General features: G+C 57.4%; 17 protein-coding genes. 16 read left to right on the plus strand and 1 reads right to left on the minus strand.

Annotated features, from left to right (window positions below; translation table 11 throughout):
* Positions 1-6: 6 nt before the first annotated feature.
* From Q8Q08_07485 to Q8Q08_07525, 9 genes are all read left to right on the plus strand, one after another.
* Entirely contained in the window at positions 7-1,098 is a 1,092-nt protein-coding gene (locus Q8Q08_07485) for an isocitrate/isopropylmalate dehydrogenase family protein (protein MDP2653856.1), read from the plus strand.
* Between the two features lie 106 nt (positions 1,099-1,204).
* Positions 1,205-1,870, plus strand: coding sequence for a lipoyl(octanoyl) transferase LipB (gene lipB / locus Q8Q08_07490; GenBank protein MDP2653857.1), 666 nt, complete (start codon positions 1,205-1,207; stop codon positions 1,868-1,870).
* A 59-nt stretch (positions 1,871-1,929) separates the two neighbouring features.
* The gene (locus Q8Q08_07495) at positions 1,930-2,175 is read left to right on the plus strand and encodes a lipoyl domain-containing protein (protein ID MDP2653858.1); all 246 of its coding nucleotides are present in this window, start codon (positions 1,930-1,932) and stop codon (positions 2,173-2,175) included.
* The gene (locus tag Q8Q08_07500; protein ID MDP2653859.1) at positions 2,172-3,359 is read left to right on the plus strand and encodes a glycosyltransferase; all 1,188 of its coding nucleotides are present in this window, start codon (positions 2,172-2,174) and stop codon (positions 3,357-3,359) included. Before Q8Q08_07495 ends, Q8Q08_07500 begins: the two co-directional genes overlap by 4 nt.
* Before the next feature lie 30 nt (positions 3,360-3,389).
* Positions 3,390-4,256, plus strand: a complete 867-nt coding sequence (locus tag Q8Q08_07505; GenBank protein ID MDP2653860.1) for a lysophospholipid acyltransferase family protein — start codon at positions 3,390-3,392, stop codon at positions 4,254-4,256.
* Complete coding sequence (locus Q8Q08_07510; GenBank protein ID MDP2653861.1) at positions 4,253-4,954, plus strand: glycosyltransferase family 2 protein; 702 nt, start codon at positions 4,253-4,255, stop codon at positions 4,952-4,954. Before Q8Q08_07505 ends, Q8Q08_07510 begins: the two co-directional genes overlap by 4 nt.
* A 71-nt stretch (positions 4,955-5,025) precedes the next feature.
* A complete protein-coding gene (locus Q8Q08_07515; GenBank protein ID MDP2653862.1) occupies positions 5,026-5,730 on the plus strand; it encodes a hypothetical protein in 705 nt (234 codons plus the stop codon).
* Positions 5,731-6,033: 303 nt separating this feature from the next.
* Complete coding sequence (locus tag Q8Q08_07520; GenBank protein MDP2653863.1) at positions 6,034-8,751, plus strand: cellobiose phosphorylase; 2,718 nt, start codon at positions 6,034-6,036, stop codon at positions 8,749-8,751.
* Between the two features lie 114 nt (positions 8,752-8,865).
* Positions 8,866-9,012, plus strand: coding sequence for a hypothetical protein (locus Q8Q08_07525; protein MDP2653864.1), 147 nt, complete (start codon positions 8,866-8,868; stop codon positions 9,010-9,012).
* Positions 9,013-9,110: 98 nt separating this feature from the next.
* On the opposite strand, the gene Q8Q08_07530 is transcribed toward Q8Q08_07525, so the two are convergent.
* Entirely contained in the window at positions 9,111-9,401 is a 291-nt protein-coding gene (locus Q8Q08_07530) for a hypothetical protein (protein ID MDP2653865.1), read from the minus strand.
* A gap of 785 nt (positions 9,402-10,186) precedes the next feature.
* On the opposite strand from Q8Q08_07530, the gene Q8Q08_07535 reads away from it, so the two are divergent.
* The 7 genes from Q8Q08_07535 to Q8Q08_07565 all read left to right on the plus strand — a co-directional run bounded on the left by Q8Q08_07535 (position 10,187) and on the right by Q8Q08_07565 (position 15,100).
* Entirely contained in the window at positions 10,187-10,609 is a 423-nt protein-coding gene (locus tag Q8Q08_07535; GenBank protein ID MDP2653866.1) for a DUF1844 domain-containing protein, read from the plus strand.
* Positions 10,609-11,046 (plus strand): type II 3-dehydroquinate dehydratase, encoded by a 438-nt coding sequence (aroQ, locus tag Q8Q08_07540; protein MDP2653867.1) that lies wholly within the window; start codon positions 10,609-10,611, stop codon positions 11,044-11,046. The genes Q8Q08_07535 and aroQ overlap by 1 nt, the downstream gene beginning before the upstream one ends.
* Before the next feature lie 33 nt (positions 11,047-11,079).
* Positions 11,080-12,132 (plus strand): Xaa-Pro peptidase family protein, encoded by a 1,053-nt coding sequence (locus tag Q8Q08_07545; protein ID MDP2653868.1) that lies wholly within the window; start codon positions 11,080-11,082, stop codon positions 12,130-12,132.
* Between the two features lie 46 nt (positions 12,133-12,178).
* Positions 12,179-12,745 (plus strand): elongation factor P, encoded by a 567-nt coding sequence (efp, locus tag Q8Q08_07550; protein MDP2653869.1) that lies wholly within the window; start codon positions 12,179-12,181, stop codon positions 12,743-12,745.
* A gap of 130 nt (positions 12,746-12,875) precedes the next feature.
* Complete coding sequence (gene accB, locus Q8Q08_07555) at positions 12,876-13,337, plus strand: acetyl-CoA carboxylase biotin carboxyl carrier protein (protein ID MDP2653870.1); 462 nt, start codon at positions 12,876-12,878, stop codon at positions 13,335-13,337.
* A gap of 34 nt (positions 13,338-13,371) precedes the next feature.
* Positions 13,372-14,745 carry an acetyl-CoA carboxylase biotin carboxylase subunit gene (gene accC / locus Q8Q08_07560; GenBank protein MDP2653871.1) on the plus strand — a complete coding sequence of 458 codons (1,374 nt, stop codon included), beginning with the start codon at positions 13,372-13,374 and terminating at the stop codon, positions 14,743-14,745.
* Entirely contained in the window at positions 14,729-15,100 is a 372-nt protein-coding gene (locus Q8Q08_07565; GenBank protein MDP2653872.1) for an Asp23/Gls24 family envelope stress response protein, read from the plus strand. Before accC ends, Q8Q08_07565 begins: the two co-directional genes overlap by 17 nt.
* Positions 15,101-15,122: the final 22 nt, after the last annotated feature.

Raw genomic sequence — 15,122 nt, forward strand, 5'->3', positions numbered from 1 at the left:
CGCGCCATGTCTTACCGCGTTACCGTTCTTCCCGGAGACGGGATCGGGCCCGAAGTCGCCGCGGCCATGCAAATGTGCGTTGACGCCACCGGCGTCAAGATCGAGTGGGAAGAGCATCCCGTCGGCGAATTCGCCATCAAAAAATTCGGAACGCCCCTGCCGGACGCGGCGCTGGACTCGGTCCGCAAAAATAAAGTCGCCATCAAGGGCCCCATCGTCACGCCCATCGGCACGGGGTTCCGTTCCGTCAACGTCCAGCTCCGCCAGGCGCTGGACCTTTACGCCTGCGTGCGGCCGTGCAAATACTATCCCGGGGTCAAGACCATCGTCAAGAACGTGGATCTCGTGATCTTCCGCGAGAACACGGAGGACCTTTACGCCGGTATCGAATTTGACATCGGAACGGACCCTGCCAGGCAGCTCATCAAGGACATCAATGGTTTGCAACCACGGAAAATCCGCGAGGATTCCGCCATTTCGATCAAGCCCATCTCGGTGACATGTTCCCGCCGCATCGCCAAGTACGCCTTTGAGTACGCCGTGGCGCACAAGCGCAAGAAGGTCACCATCGTCCATAAAGCCAACATCATGAAATTCACCGACGGACTTTTTTTAAAGACGTGCCGCGAAGTCGCCAAGGAATACGAAGGGTGCGTGGAGTCCCAGGACGTGATCGTTGACAACATGTGCATGCAGCTCGTGCAGAAACCGGACCTTTATGACGTGCTGGTCCTGCCGAATCTGTACGGGGACATCGTGTCCGACCTCTGCGCGGGCTTGGTCGGCGGCCTGGGGATCGCCCCCGGCGCCAACATCGGGGACGGTATCGCCCTTTTTGAACCGGTGCACGGGTCCGCCCCGAAATACACCGGACTGAACAAGGTCAACCCCACGGCCACGATCCTCTCCGGCGTTTTGATGCTGCGCCATCTCAAGGAAGACCAGGCCGCGGACCGTCTGGAAAACGCGGTCAAGGCCGTGATCGCCGAGGGCAAGGACGTGACCTATGATCTTAAGCCGGACCGCAACGACCCCACGGCCGTCGGCACCAAAGAAATGGCTGAAGCGATCTGCCGGCGTTTGAAAGCCGGGAAGTAGAAATTCGGGAATTGAGGGACATGGGAAGGATTCGAGGCAACCGTACCAAGGTTGCCTTTTTTGTTGGGTGGTGGTAAAACAGAAAGATCAGTTGTTTGGAGACCCTATGACGCAGCGCGCGGAAGATCAATTGCCTCCTCCGGTTGTGATGAGTTTGGGGCTGATGCCGTATCAGGAAACTTACCTTGCCCAGAAAAAAGAGGTGGAGAAGGTCCTGAGCGGGGCGGCGGCACGCCTGATCATCTGTGAGCACCCGGCTGTCCTGACGTTGGGGCGGCTGGCCAGGGAGGAGCACATCTTAACGCCGCGGGAAGAGCTGAAAAGGCTTGGGGTGGAGGTGTTTTCCATTGACCGGGGCGGGGAGGTGACCCTGCACTGCCCCGGGCAGCTGGTCGTTTATCCCATCCTGGACCTGAAATATTACGGAAAAGATTTACATTGGTATCTCCGTCAATTGGAACAAGTTGCCATTGATTTATTGCAGGATTTTGGTATAGTGGCAGATAGATTTCCCGGGAGGACCGGTGTCTGGGTCGACGGGAAAAAGATCGTTTCGATCGGTGTGGGGGTGCGGAAATGGGTGACATTTCACGGCCTGGCCCTCAACGTCAGCACCGATCTTAAGCTGTTTTCCCTGATCAGGCCCTGCGGGCTGGATGTCCGCATGACATCGCTGGAGAAGGTGCTGGGCAAGCCGGTGGACATGAGTTTGGTCAAGGAACGGCTGGCCCGGGCCTTTGGCCGGTGTTTCCGGATGGGTGCCCCCGATTAACAAAGACAAATAACCGTCGCGGGTCTATCCAGCCTGCGAATCTGAAGAGGGACATTTTCATGACTGAAGTTCTGCTTCCAGAACTGGGGGAAGGGATAGAAAAAGCCACGGTGGCCTGCTGGCACGTCAAGCCGGGCGACGAGGTGCGCGCCGATGACGATATCGTGGAGCTTGTGACCGACAAGGCCACGTTCAACGTCCCGGCCGGGGCATCGGGGATCGTTGAGAAAATCCTGGTCGAGGAAGGGGCCGACGCCCCGATCGGGTCTCCGCTGGCCCTCATCAGACCGGCAACCAAGACATGAACCTTTCCGGGTCCCAGAAACGCCGCATCCTGCTTTTGTACATTTCCAAGGTCTCCGGCCATCGTCAGGCCACGATCGCCATTCAGCGCGCCCTGCGCAAATTGGACCCCAACGTTGAGGCCCCGAGCATCAACGGTTTCGGCTATACCTATCCTTTCCTGGAAAAGGTCGTCAACAGCGCCTACATGGCCGTCATCCGCCGGGCCCCGCATATCTGGGACTCGATGTACGACAATCCCAAGCTTGTCAAGAGGTCCCAGTTCATACAGAATTTCCTGCACAAAGCGAGCCATAAAAAGATCGCCCAGTTGTTCAAAGATTATCAGCCGGACACGGTGGTCTGCACGCAGGCCTTCCCCTGCGGGATGGTGGCGGATTACAAGATATCCCACAGCCTCGATGTGACGCTGGTCGCGGTGCTGACCGATTTCGCCCCGCATTCCTTCTGGATCCACGAGGGCATCGATTATTACATCGTTCCCGCGGCCGAACTCAAGGACCGGTTCGTGAAAAAAGGCGTTCCCCCGGACAAGATCAAGGTTTACGGTATCCCCATCCGGGCCAAGTTCGCGGTCCAATTGGACAAAAATCCTATCCGGGAGAAACTCGGACTGCGCGCCGACCTGCCGACCCTCCTGCTCATGGGCGGCGGACAGGGGCTGGGGCCCATCAAGGAAGCGGTGACGTCGCTCCTGCGGGTCCCGACGGATCTGCAGATGATTGTGATCGCCGGGACCAACACGGAATTGCTCAAATGGCTGCAGGACACCGCCCGGACCAGCCCCAAGAAATTGATCTCTTATGAATACGCGAACAACGTCGATGAGCTGATGGAAATGGCGACCCTGATCATCACCAAACCCGGCGGGATGACCACCAGCGAGGCCCTGGCCAAGGGCCTGCCGATGGCCATCATCAACCCCCTGCCGGGGCAGGAGATGCGCAACACGGATTTCCTATTGAACAAAGGCATCGCGATCCGGATCGACGGCACCGAGGACATCGGAGAGGAGATCGACCTGCTTTTGCGCTCTCCCGAGCGGTTGTCCGCCATGCGCCGGGCGGCGTCCGATCACGGGAAGCCCCACGCGGCGTCCGACGTCGCCAGCCTCATCCTCCAGAATGCGGAAGATTCCGAGGACGAGGGCGTGGAGGAGGAACCGTCTGTTGTGTCGGAGGCGTAATGGAATTCGTCCGGAGGGATTTGCCGCCGTATGTTCAAATTCGTCATTTATAAAATCGGACAATTCATCGTCAATTATCTGCCGCTGGACTTTTCTTACGGGTTCGCGTCGTTTGTTTCCACCCTGCAATATCATTTCTCTCCCCGGGACCGGCGGGCCGTGCGCAACAATTTGAAAGAGATCCTTCCGGATCCCGCTGACGATCTGGCAGGAAAGGCCAAACAGGTTTTTCAGAATTTCGGGAAATACCTGGTCGAGTTTTTCCGGATGACCCAGAGCATTGACCGGGATTTCGTCCATCGTCATATCACGGTGAAGAACTTGCCCTATCTGGACGACTGCCTCAAGCGCGGTAAGGGCGTCATCGTGGTGACCGCGCATATCGGCAACTGGGAACTCGGGGCGATGGTCCTCGGGTTGCTGGGGTATCCGGTGGTGGCGATCGCGCTGCCGCACAAGGAGCGGCCGGTGAACGAGCTGTTTAACAAGCAGCGGGAAATGAAAGGCGTTTCCGTTGTCCCTGTTCAGCACGCATTCCGGCGGTGCCTGGAAGCTCTTAAGGAGAATAAGGTCGTGGCCCTGGTCGCCGACCGGGATTTTACCTCCAGTGGTTTTCTCATGGATTTCCTGGGGAAGAAAGCGCAGATCCCCAAAGGGCCGGCCATCTTCTCGGTGAGGACGGGCGCCCCCATTGTGCCGTCGTTTCTGATCCGCAATGACGACAACACGTTTTCTATGACCTTGGAACAGCCGATATACCCTCCGATGCAGGAGGAGGGACAGATCGAGGACGACGTACTCCAGTCCGTCATCAGGCCGTACTTGGCCGTGATCGAGCAGAGAATCCGCCAGTATCCGACCCAATGGCTGATGTTCCGGAAATATTGGGTCTCATGACGCCGATGACCAGCCCTTCTTCTCAACTTAAAATCGGGATCATCATCCCGGCGCACAACGAGTCCTCGGCCATCGGGCCGCTGGTCAGCAGGATCCGCAGGAAAGATCTGGATGTCATTGTGGTCGATGACGGTTCCGTGGACGGTTCGGGCGATGACGCCCGCCGGAACGGCGCGTTCGTGATCACTAATGAAACCCGCAAAGGCAAGGGGATGTCGCTGCAGGTTGGGTTTCAGCACTGTTTGCGGCAGGGTTATGCGGCGGTGATCACCATGGACGGCGACGGCCAGCATGCGGTCGAAGACCTGGACGGCTTTCTTGAAGCGGCCCGCCGGGAGCCGGTGATCGTCGTCAACGGCAACCGGATGGCCGATACCCGGGGCATGCCGCTCATCCGGCGCTGGACCAACCGTTTCATGTCCGGGTTGATCTCCGCGGTCTGCCGCCAACCGATCCCCGACAGCCAGTGTGGGTACCGTTACATCCACCGCGAGATCCTGGAGAAATTGCGGCTCACGTCCAGCGATTTTGAGATCGAGAGCGAAGTCCTGATTCAGGCCAGCAAGATGGGATACAAGGTCCGGTCCGTTCCCATCAGGACCATCTACAGCGGCGAAAAGAGCAAGATCCGGCCCTTTCGGGATACGATCAGGTTTTTTTGTTATTTGCTGCGCGAGATGGGGCGACCCGGCGCGTAGCAGAGATGCTTTCCTCTGCCCCCCGGATGCAGGGACGGGCCCCGGGCCGGGATTTGAAATGGAGTGGCGCTGTGAGGACAATCGTGGATGCCCATCTGGAAGATAGGATCTTTTCCCTTTCGATCGTCACTTCGATCCTGGTTCATGTGGTTATCGTGGCGAGTTTTTTCTTTCTGAATGTCCATAACGCCCGCAAGCCGTTCAAGAATGTTGAGGTCATTTATCAGGCCGCGGCCGCCCTTCCCCCGCAGGGCATGTCCGCCAGGGGCAAGGACGTCCGGAGCGTCCGTGACGAGAAGCCGGGGCTTCCTCCGAAGCTTTTGCGGCAAGACGAGTCTCTGCCGGCTTCGCTATTGCAGAGCGCGGGCAAAGACCCGGCCGGACTGCGTCTGGAAAAGCGCCATTTGGCGAGGGTGTCCGCTCCGGAAGGCAAGCGGCACATCTCGGTCCCGTTCCTGAAGTCTGAAAAGATCTCCAACCCCAAGTACGCCAATTATCAGAACAGCATCCGCAATAAAATCCGCAACCGCGCGTATTTGTACGTGGAGCATCCGGAATTCCGGACCGGAGAGGTGTACCTTACGTTTGTCATCGCGTCGGACGGGTCCCTGCGGGACATGAAGATCATCGACGACAAAACCAGAGCCAACAATTACCTGCGCGGGGTGGTGGTTCGCAGCATGAAGGAGGCGAGCCCTTTTCCCCCGTTCCCTCAGGATTTGAATTATCCCGAGCTGTCGTTCAATGTCGTGATCTCATTTGAGGTCGAGCCGTGAGGCGGCGTCCGTTCCCGTCTTTACATCGCCTCCAAGTTTTGTTATAGTGTCTTAAATTTTCATCCGTCTTCGCCGGAGGCCCCGGATTAAAGTCTGGCCCAGCGGAGCTGAACTCGAAGTGTTCGGCAAATGTTGCAATTGCGAAAAAAGGCCTCCGGCTACGCCGGATTCCGCCGACCAGATTGCGAAGACGGATGAACCCGGCGAAGTCCCGCACGAAAGTGACGGGACGGAGACGGGTCAGACAGTCAGGGGCCACGGGTTAAAAAGCCCGCGTGGCTCCATACATGCAAGGAAACCGTCATGCCGGCCCACAAACCGTTATATCACTTCCTTCCCGATGGGGTCAGTTTCACGTCCCGCGAAATCGCCCGCATGCGGTTGATTTATCTGCCGCTTTCCGGCACGACCGCCGATGGCCTCAAGTCCTGCGTCACTCCGTTCCTGGGTGGAGACGTCAAGATCGACAAGAATACCTTTGTGACCAGGCCGGCCTCCCGCGAAGACCTGCGTCAGGCGTTGCGGGATTTTTTTGTCCTGGTCCGCGGCAAGGGCGTGTTCTCTTTGGCCGCGGAGTCTTCGCCGGATTCCGCTTCGGTCGAGATCGGGCAGCTCTGGCAGAAGATCACGCGCCGTCATCCGTCCGCCGGCATCGAAATGGAGGCGGTCAATTTTGTGCCGGTGAGCGGAGAGACGGTCGAGTTGATGCGGGTCACGGTCCGCAACGTATCGCGAAGGCCCGTCAGGGTCACCCCGACATCCGCCGTGCCGCTGTTCGGCCGGGCGCTGGCCAACAAGCACGACCATGAGCACGTCACCTCGCTTTTGCACCGGACGCGCCAGCTTCCCGAAGGGGTCCTGGTGTCTCCGACCATGCTGTTCAATGAGGAGGGGCACACGGAGATCCGCCGTGCCTATTTTGTCTTCGGCCTTTCCGGCCGCGGGGAAAAATCCGTGGGATCCTTCCCGACATTCGAATCGTTTTATTCGGACGGCGGCACATGGTCCTCTCCGGCCGCGGTCGTTGAAAATCTTCCGCCCCGTAAGCTTTCTTCAGCCGAGATCAACGGCAAGGAAACCGTCGGCGCCCTGAGGTTTAAGGACGAAACCCTCAAGCCGGGCGCGTCCCGCGAATACCTTATCATGTTCGGCACCGCTTCCGATCCGGCCGAGGCTGGCCGCGTGTTCCGGCGTTTTTCCGGCGCGGGCGCTTTTGACCGGGCCTGGGACGAGGTGAAGGCGTTCTGGCGGGGGAAAACGCGTTCGATCTCGTTCGCCAGCAGGGACCGGGACTTTGATTCCTGGATGAACTGGGTGATGCTTCAGCCGATCCTGCGCCGCATCTGGGGCTGCTCGTTTTTGCCGGACCATGATTACGGCAAAGGGGGCAAGGGCTGGCGCGACCTGTGGCAGGATTTGCTGTCGCTCATCATGATCGAACCGGAGACCGTCCGCGGGGACCTGATCAACAATTTCAAGGGCATTCGCGTCGACGGTTCTAACGCCACCATCATCGGGGAGAAGCCCGGCGAATTCGTCGCGGACCGCAACGCCATCAGCCGCGTGTGGATGGACCACGGGGTCTGGCCGTTGTTGACGGCGCTTTTGTATATCCACCAGACCGGGGATGAGAACATCCTGTTTGAATCCGCGACCTATTTTCGCGACCCCCAGCTGTCCCGGGGCATGCAAAAAGACCTCGCGTGGGTCCCGTCCTACGGGCGCCATCTTAAGACCAAGTCCGGACAGGTTTATGAAGGCAGCGTCCTCGAGCACCTGCTCATCCAGCATCTGGTCCCGTTTTTTAACGTCGGGGAGCATAACCTGATCCGCCTGGAAAATGCCGACTGGAACGACGGGCTGGACATGGCTTCCCAGCGAGGGGAAAGCGTCGCGTTCATGGCCATGTACGGGGGCAACCTGTTCGCCCTGGCCGATGTCATTGAGCACGCGGCCCAAACCGGATCTTTCGAAGAGATCCAGGTGTCACGGGAGGTCTTGACCCTGCTGGACACGATGGGGACCGTGCCGTGCCGTTACGACAGTGTTCAGGACAAGAAAAGCCTTTTGTTTGACGCGTATTTTCCGAGCGTCCAGCCGGAGATCAGCGGAGAAAAGGTCGGGCTTCCGGTCAAGGACGTGGCCGCGGACCTGCGCCGCAAGGGGAATTGGATCTTCGGCAAGATCCGGGACGAGGAAATTGTCACGGTCAAGAACGGCGGCAAGACCCACCGCTGGTTCAATGGGTATTATGACAATCAGGGCCGCCGGGTCGAGGGGCGCAGGGACGGCAAGATCCGCATGACCCTGACGGGACAGGTATTCCCGATCATGAGCGGGCTGGCCGGGGAAAAGGACATCAAGGACGTGATCGCCAGCGTGCGGCAGTTCCTCAAGGACAAAGCGCTGGGCGGTTACCGGCTCAACACGGATTTCGGCGTGAGGAATGATTTGGATTTGGGGCGCGCGTTCAGCTTCGCCTACGGGACCAAGGAGAACGGGGCGTTCTTCAGCCATATGGCGGTGATGTATGCCTATGCATTGTACAGGGCTGGGTTTGTCCGGGAAGGGAATGAAGTGCTCCGCTCCATTGTCCGGATGTGCGGCGACACAGGACTGGCCAGGATTTATCCGGGGATCCCGGAATATTTCGATTCCGAAGGCCGCGGGATGTATCATTACCTCACCGGCTCTGCCAGTTGGATGATCCTTACACTGCTGACCCAGGTGTTCGGCATCCGGGGAGAGTACGGGGACCTGGTGATCAACCCCAAGCTCGTCAAGGAACAGTTTTCCCGCAACGGAGAGGCGGGTTCTTCTTTCAGTTTCGCCGGACGGAAGGTGACGGTTGTCTTTGAGAACAAGGCCGGGCTCGACTACGGCCAGTATGCCGTCAAGAAAGTCCTTTCAGGTGAGAAGCCCCTGGAGGTGAAGGTCCTGTCTCCCGCGTGCGTGAAGATCAAGCGCGCGACGCTGAAAGGGCGCGGGGAGTTGGTTTTGAGAGTGGTCCTGGGAAAATGAGGGAGAACCGCGTTCCGGCCCGGGGTGTAAATATTCAGACTTGTTCTTGGAAAGTCATCTTTTTAGGTGGATAATGACATTCAACCATAGGGATTCTAACCTCGGAGGGCGACCATGGACATCGATCAAGAATTGCTCAAGAACCTGCAGGCCAACAACAAGGAGTTAAAGCGGATTGCGGAGGCTTTGGTGGTGCTGAAAGTTTCCATCATCGCTTTTGTCATTGCCTTTTTGGTCGTGACGGTCAAGAATTTTCTTTAAAGGCGGGGATTTCGGCGTCTTTTATGGAATAAAAAGCCCATCGGATTTTCCGATGGGCTTTTTCCGTCTATTTCCAGGTGGTAAGTTCAGGATCTCTGCTACTCCGGCAGCAGTTCCAGCGGCGATGTCACCACGTCCACAGCGCCATGAACCGTGTCCACAACTGTGTAACAGACACCTTTCATGATCCCTCCCAACAAGCCGAACGGCTTGAATTTGGCGACCTTGAATTCTTCAATCGGATGATCCAGCAGGTGTTTCGGGGATTTTACGATTTTTTCGAGCCCATGGTAGGCCTTGTCAACGGGCTTGGGGAGTTCTGCGAAGGCAGGACTCGCGTAGGCGATCATGAATGCAAAGACCACAGCTAACGCCATTGTTCTTTTCATTCTTACCACCTCCTTCTTCAGCCTGTGCAAGTTGCTCTTTTTCCGGTGCCGTAATGCACTTCAGCGCCTTAAGTTAAGTATGCCATAAGGTCAGGGATGAATACAACTGAATGCCGCCGAATGGTTTATGTGTTTTTCGGCAGGGGTCGGGTATTTCCGTAAACTATCAAAATCAAAATAGTTATGGTTACATGACCGTAATGGATACATATAAGGCGGGAAAATAAAATATTGCTTGCAAGCCGGATGTCCGGGAAAAAAATGATTTTCATGAAAAGACGACTTTTTCTTCCGCCGCGCTGGGTCTGCCGTTTGAGGAATGCCCATTGACCGCTGTTGCGATCAAGGCGTTCAACGCCGGGGATGCCGGTCAAAACCCGTGCGATGCCTCTGCCTATTTATATATATTGTGCCGGTGGTTTTGGTGTCATAGGGTTTGGGGCCGGTTATCCCGCGGTTCCTGGGTTGATGGCAGGACAGGAGAGAGGAGGTCCCGGCAACCTGGAGGGATTGTTCGCGCAGTGGGAGCAGTCCGTCATCATGGCCTTGTTTTGATTTTGCTTTTTTTGTTCGTGTGTTTTTTGAAAGGTGGATTGTCTGCCGTACTTTGGTTCCGTGATGTCCCCTTTCGTGGGATGGTTCGTTCCCTGAATCCTCCCACGCCCTGATTGACAACCCCCGTCCGTAATGCTATCTTAACGAAGTATAAAATAAAAGACAGAACGGGCGAGCGCAGGGATAACAAGTCCCTGGTCCCATTAACCATTGATCCGATAGGTGCCTTTATGACTCCTGACAAAAATATCGACGAATCCTGGAAGGAATCGGTTTCCAAGGACAAGGAAGGGCCGTCTCTTTACATCCCGCCGGGGGCGATGGACGATGTGTCTTCGCCGCAGGAACTCGGGGGCGTTTCTCCGGATGGCCAGGAGGATCCGGGCGAGTATGAGGTCAATTTCCTCAACTACATCACCAGCCTGGCCCTGCAGACCATGATTTTTCTGGGCGAGATCGCCAACCCGGTCAATGGCCTCACGCAAAAAGACCTGGGCCAGGCGAAATTCCTGATCGACACGCTCCTTTTGATTCGCGAGAAGACCAAGGGGAACCTCACCGCCGAGGAGGACAACCTCCTCAACGGTTCTATTTATGAACTGCAGATGAAATTCATCGAGATCTACAAAAAAGACACCGGGGGACAACCGTAATGAAAAAGATCCTCGTCATCCACGGCCCCAACCTGGACCTCCTCGGCCAAAGAGAAAAGGACATTTACGGACTGGCCACGCTGGACCAGATTAACGCCAAGCTTCGGGACCTGGCCAAGACGTCCGGGGTTGAGCTGGAGGTTCTCCAGTCCAACCACGAGGGCGAGATCGTAGACGCGATCGGCCGGACCAAGAAGGCCGGGATCAGCGCGATTCTCATCAATCCCGCGGCCTACACCCATACCAGCGTCGCCATCCACGACGCGATCCTGGCCGCGGACGTCCCGACGGTGGAAGTCCACTTGTCCAATATCTACAAGAGGGAAGAGTTCCGCCACAAGTCCCTCATCGCGCCGGTCAGCCACGGTCAGATCACCGGGTTCGGCGTGGACAGCTACCTCCTGGGCCTGCAGGCGGCTGTGAATCTCATCAAATAAATTTTAAGATTTTTCAGCGACGTATCCTCGACCTTGAACGCCCGCCTTCAAAAATTTGTTGCTCAATTTGACCGTCATGAGCTTGACGCCTGCCTCGTCACCAGCGACGTCAATATCTCGTATCTTTCCCGCTTCTCCGCCTCGGAGTCCTGGCTTTTGGTCCTGCCCCGGAAGGCCTATTACATCACCGATTTCCGTTATATTCTGGAAGCCCGGCAGGGGCTCAAAGGCGTCACCGTCGTCCGTTACGAAAAGTCCATGGCCGCGGCTGTTTTGGATCTGGCGCGACGGCATAATATCCGGCGGCTGGGTTTTGACGACCGGCATCTCTCCCTGGCCCAGTTCAAAACCCTGAAGTCCGCAGTATCGCCCGGCGTGCGGCTTGTTTCCGTGCGGGGCATCGTCGAATTTTTACGTGAAATTAAAGAAAAGGAAGAATTGGCCCTGATCCGCAAGGCTCTGGCGCTTAACCTGGAGGCCTACCGTTTCCTTAAGGGGGTGATCCGGCCCGGCGTGACCGAGAAGCGGGTGCTGGAATCCCTGGAACGCTATGTGAAGGCCCGCAAGGCGGGGTTTTCTTTCCCCCCGATCATCGCTTCCGGGCCCAATTCCTGCTATCCCCATGCCCGCGTGACCGACCGGAAGGTCAAAAACAACGAACCGGTGCTGGTGGACATGGGAATGGACATCAAGGGCTATAAGTCCGACTTGACACGTATGTTCTTTTTAGGTAAAATACCCCCTCTTATTCGGAAAGTGAACGATTTCGTCGCAGAGGCCCAGGCGCGCGCGATCAAAGCCATTCGGCCTGGAAAGAAAGCCGGCGAGATCGACGAAACGGCGCGTAACTTCCTGCGGGAAAAACGGTTAGCAAAATATTTCGGCCATTCCTTAGGGCACGGTGTGGGAGCGGAAATCCACGAGGATCCTCGTGTCTCTCCCCGCAGTCCCGTCATTCTCAAGCCAGGGATGGTCTTCACTGTTGAGCCGGCCGTGTATCTTCCTCATCAGTTCGGGATCCGCATTGAAGACATGGTTCTTGTCACTCCCGGAGGGTGTGAAATCTTGAGCCGCAAGGCAGGTTAAACCTTTTGCTGTCATCATTGTCGTATTTGTCAGGAGAGGATTTGGCATGTCCATCACCATCAACGAAATCGAGTCCGGGATCGGGCTTTTGATCGACGACCAGATCTACATGGTTCTGGATTACCAGCATGTGAAGCCCGGCAAGGGTTCGGCTTTTGTCCGCGTGCGCATGAAGAACCTCAAGACGTCTTCCGTGATCGAACGGACCTTCCGCAGCGCAGAAAAACTCGATGACATCCCCCTGGACGAGAAACGCCTGGAATTTCTGTACCGCTCCGGCGATGAATTCCATTTCATGGACCATGAGAGCTACGAGCAGATGGTGGTTCCCCACGAGCTCCTCGGCGACAACGACCGGTTCCTGCTGGAAAATCTGCAGGTGACCGGTCTTTTTCATGAGCACCGGGTCCTGAAAGTGATCCTTCCGAACTTTATCACCACCGAGATCGTCGGCACGGAGACGGGGGTGAGGGGCGATTCCACCAGGGCCGGCACCAAGCCCGCCACGATTCAGACCGGGGCCTCCATCCAGGTCCCGCTTTTTATCAATATAGGGGACAGGATCAAGATCGACACGCGAACCGGGGACTATGTTGAAAGGGTGCAAAGATGAAGCCCTCCCGCCGTTCTTTGTTTCATTCAGATGGGGGCTTCATTCCGTCGTGGATTGGCGATTCCGCTGATCCCGAACGTCATGGATCGGGAACTCAGAAATTATGGCTTAGGGATGGGAGGAAGGTGGAATGAACCTGAAAGAGATCAAGGACATCATCAACCTTATGAACGAGCACGACCTCGCCGAGATCGAAGTGGAGCGCGAGGGGACCAAGATCAAGATCCGCAAATCCTCCGCCCTGTCGGGAGCTCCGGGCCGTTCGCCGGCCGAGTTTGTCGTTGAGGGCCCGGCGGCCCCCGCGGCCCAGTCCGCAGCCGCCCCCGCCGCGGCGGCTTTGGTCCGCGGCAATGCCAAAGACATCAAGTCCCCGATGGTCGGGACGTTTTACCGCGCGCCGTCTCCGGAGGCGCCGCCGTTTGTGGACGTCGGCCAGATCGTCGAGGTCGGCCAGGTCGTCTGCATCGTGGAAGCCATGAAACTCATGAACGAGATCAAGTCGGAAATCCGGGGACGGGTCGTCGAGGTCGCGATGGAGAACGCCGAGCCGGTGGAATTCGGCCAGACGCTGTTCGTGGTTGAACCGGCCTAATCCTTCCTTTTCAGGAAACGCTTTGAAATCATCCATGTTTTCTAAAATTTTGATAGCCAACCGGGGAGAGATCGCCCTGCGCGTGATCCGCGCCTGCCGCGAGATGGGCATCCGCACCGTGGCCATCTATTCCGAGGCCGACCGGAATTCCCTGCATGTCCGTTTCGCGGACGAAGCGGTCTGCGTCGGGCCCGCCCAGAGCCTGGACAGTTATCTCAATGTCCCCGCCATCATCTCCGCCGCCGAGATCACGGATGTCGAAGCGATCCACCCGGGCTACGGTTTCTTGGCGGAAAACGCGCACTTCGCGGAGATTTGCGAGTCTTGCAACATCCAGTTCATCGGCCCCACGCCAGAGACGATCCGCCTGATGGGGGACAAGGTCCAGGCGAAAGACGCCATGCGCAAGATCGGCGTGCCGCTCACGCCCGGCGCCAAGGGCGTGGTGAAAAACCAGCAGGACGCCCTGACCGTCGCCAAGAAAATCAAGTATCCGGTCATCATCAAGGCCGCGGCCGGCGGCGGGGGAAAAGGCATGCGCGTCTGCCACAACGACGTGACCCTCACCAGTTCTTTCTCCCTGGCCCAGAAAGAAGCCGAGGCCAATTTTAAGAATTCCGACCTTTACATTGAAAAATATCTCGCCGAGCCCCGCCACGTGGAATTCCAGATCCTGGCGGACCATTACGGCAACGTGATCCACCTGGGCGAGCGCGACTGCAGTATCCAGCGGCGGCACCAGAAGCTCCTGGAAGAATCCCCGTCGCCCGCGCTGGACGAGAAGCTCCGGCGCAAGATGGGCGAGACGGCGGTCAAGGCGGCCAAATTCGCCAATTACCGGGGGGTGGGCACGATTGAGTTCTTGCTGGACTCCAGCGGGGAGTTTTATTTTATGGAGATGAACACCCGCATCCAGGTCGAGCACCCCGTGACCGAGATGGTCACCGGGATCGACCTCGTCAAGGAGCAGATCAAGGCGGCCGCGGGCCAGAAGCTGAAGCTCCGCCAGGAGCAGGTCGTCCTGCAGGGTGCGGCCATTGAATGCCGCATCAACGCCGAAGATCCGACCAACAATTTTATCCCGTCCCCGGGGAAGATCGAGGAATTGAACCTGCCCGGAGGCCCCGGCGTGCGGATCGACACCCACATCTATCCCGGCTATGTGATCAGCCCGTTTTACGATTCCATGGTCGCCAAGCTGATCGTCCGCGGCAATACGCGCGACGAGGCCATCCGCACCATGCAGCGGGCGCTGAGCGAATTTTACATCAGCCCCATCAAGACCACGATCGGGCTTCACCAGGAGATCCTGGAGCATCCGAAGTTCCTGGAAGGCGACGTGACGACCCGTTTTTTGGAAAAATTGATGAAAAACGAACCGGAGAAGCCCCATGAGAGAAGATCATAAGGGAGAGTTCGGCGCGATCAAGATCCACAGGAAGGTGATCGCCGAGATCGCCGCTTCCGCCGTCAACGAAATTGAGGGCGTGAGCGTGATCACACGGAATACCTGGACCGGTTTTCTGGACCTGGTCGGGGTCAAGAGGCATCCCGGTGTCGTTGTCTCCATCGACAAGAGCAATCAGGTGACGATCGAGGTCAAGATCAAAGTGCGGTACGGGCTTCATGTGCCTGACGTCGGGCGGCAGATCCAGGACGCGGTCCGCTCGGCCGTGGAAAATACCGTTGATGTGGATTTGAAGGACGTGCATGTGAACGTCCAGGGCATTGAACGGACGGAAACGTCGTCTTCCAACTCATAGGAACCATTAGGGGTCGGAGAGA

It is taken from the genome of Candidatus Omnitrophota bacterium (assembly GCA_030688425.1).
GTDB lineage: Bacteria > Omnitrophota > Gorgyraeia > Zapsychrales > JANLHA01 > JAUYIB01.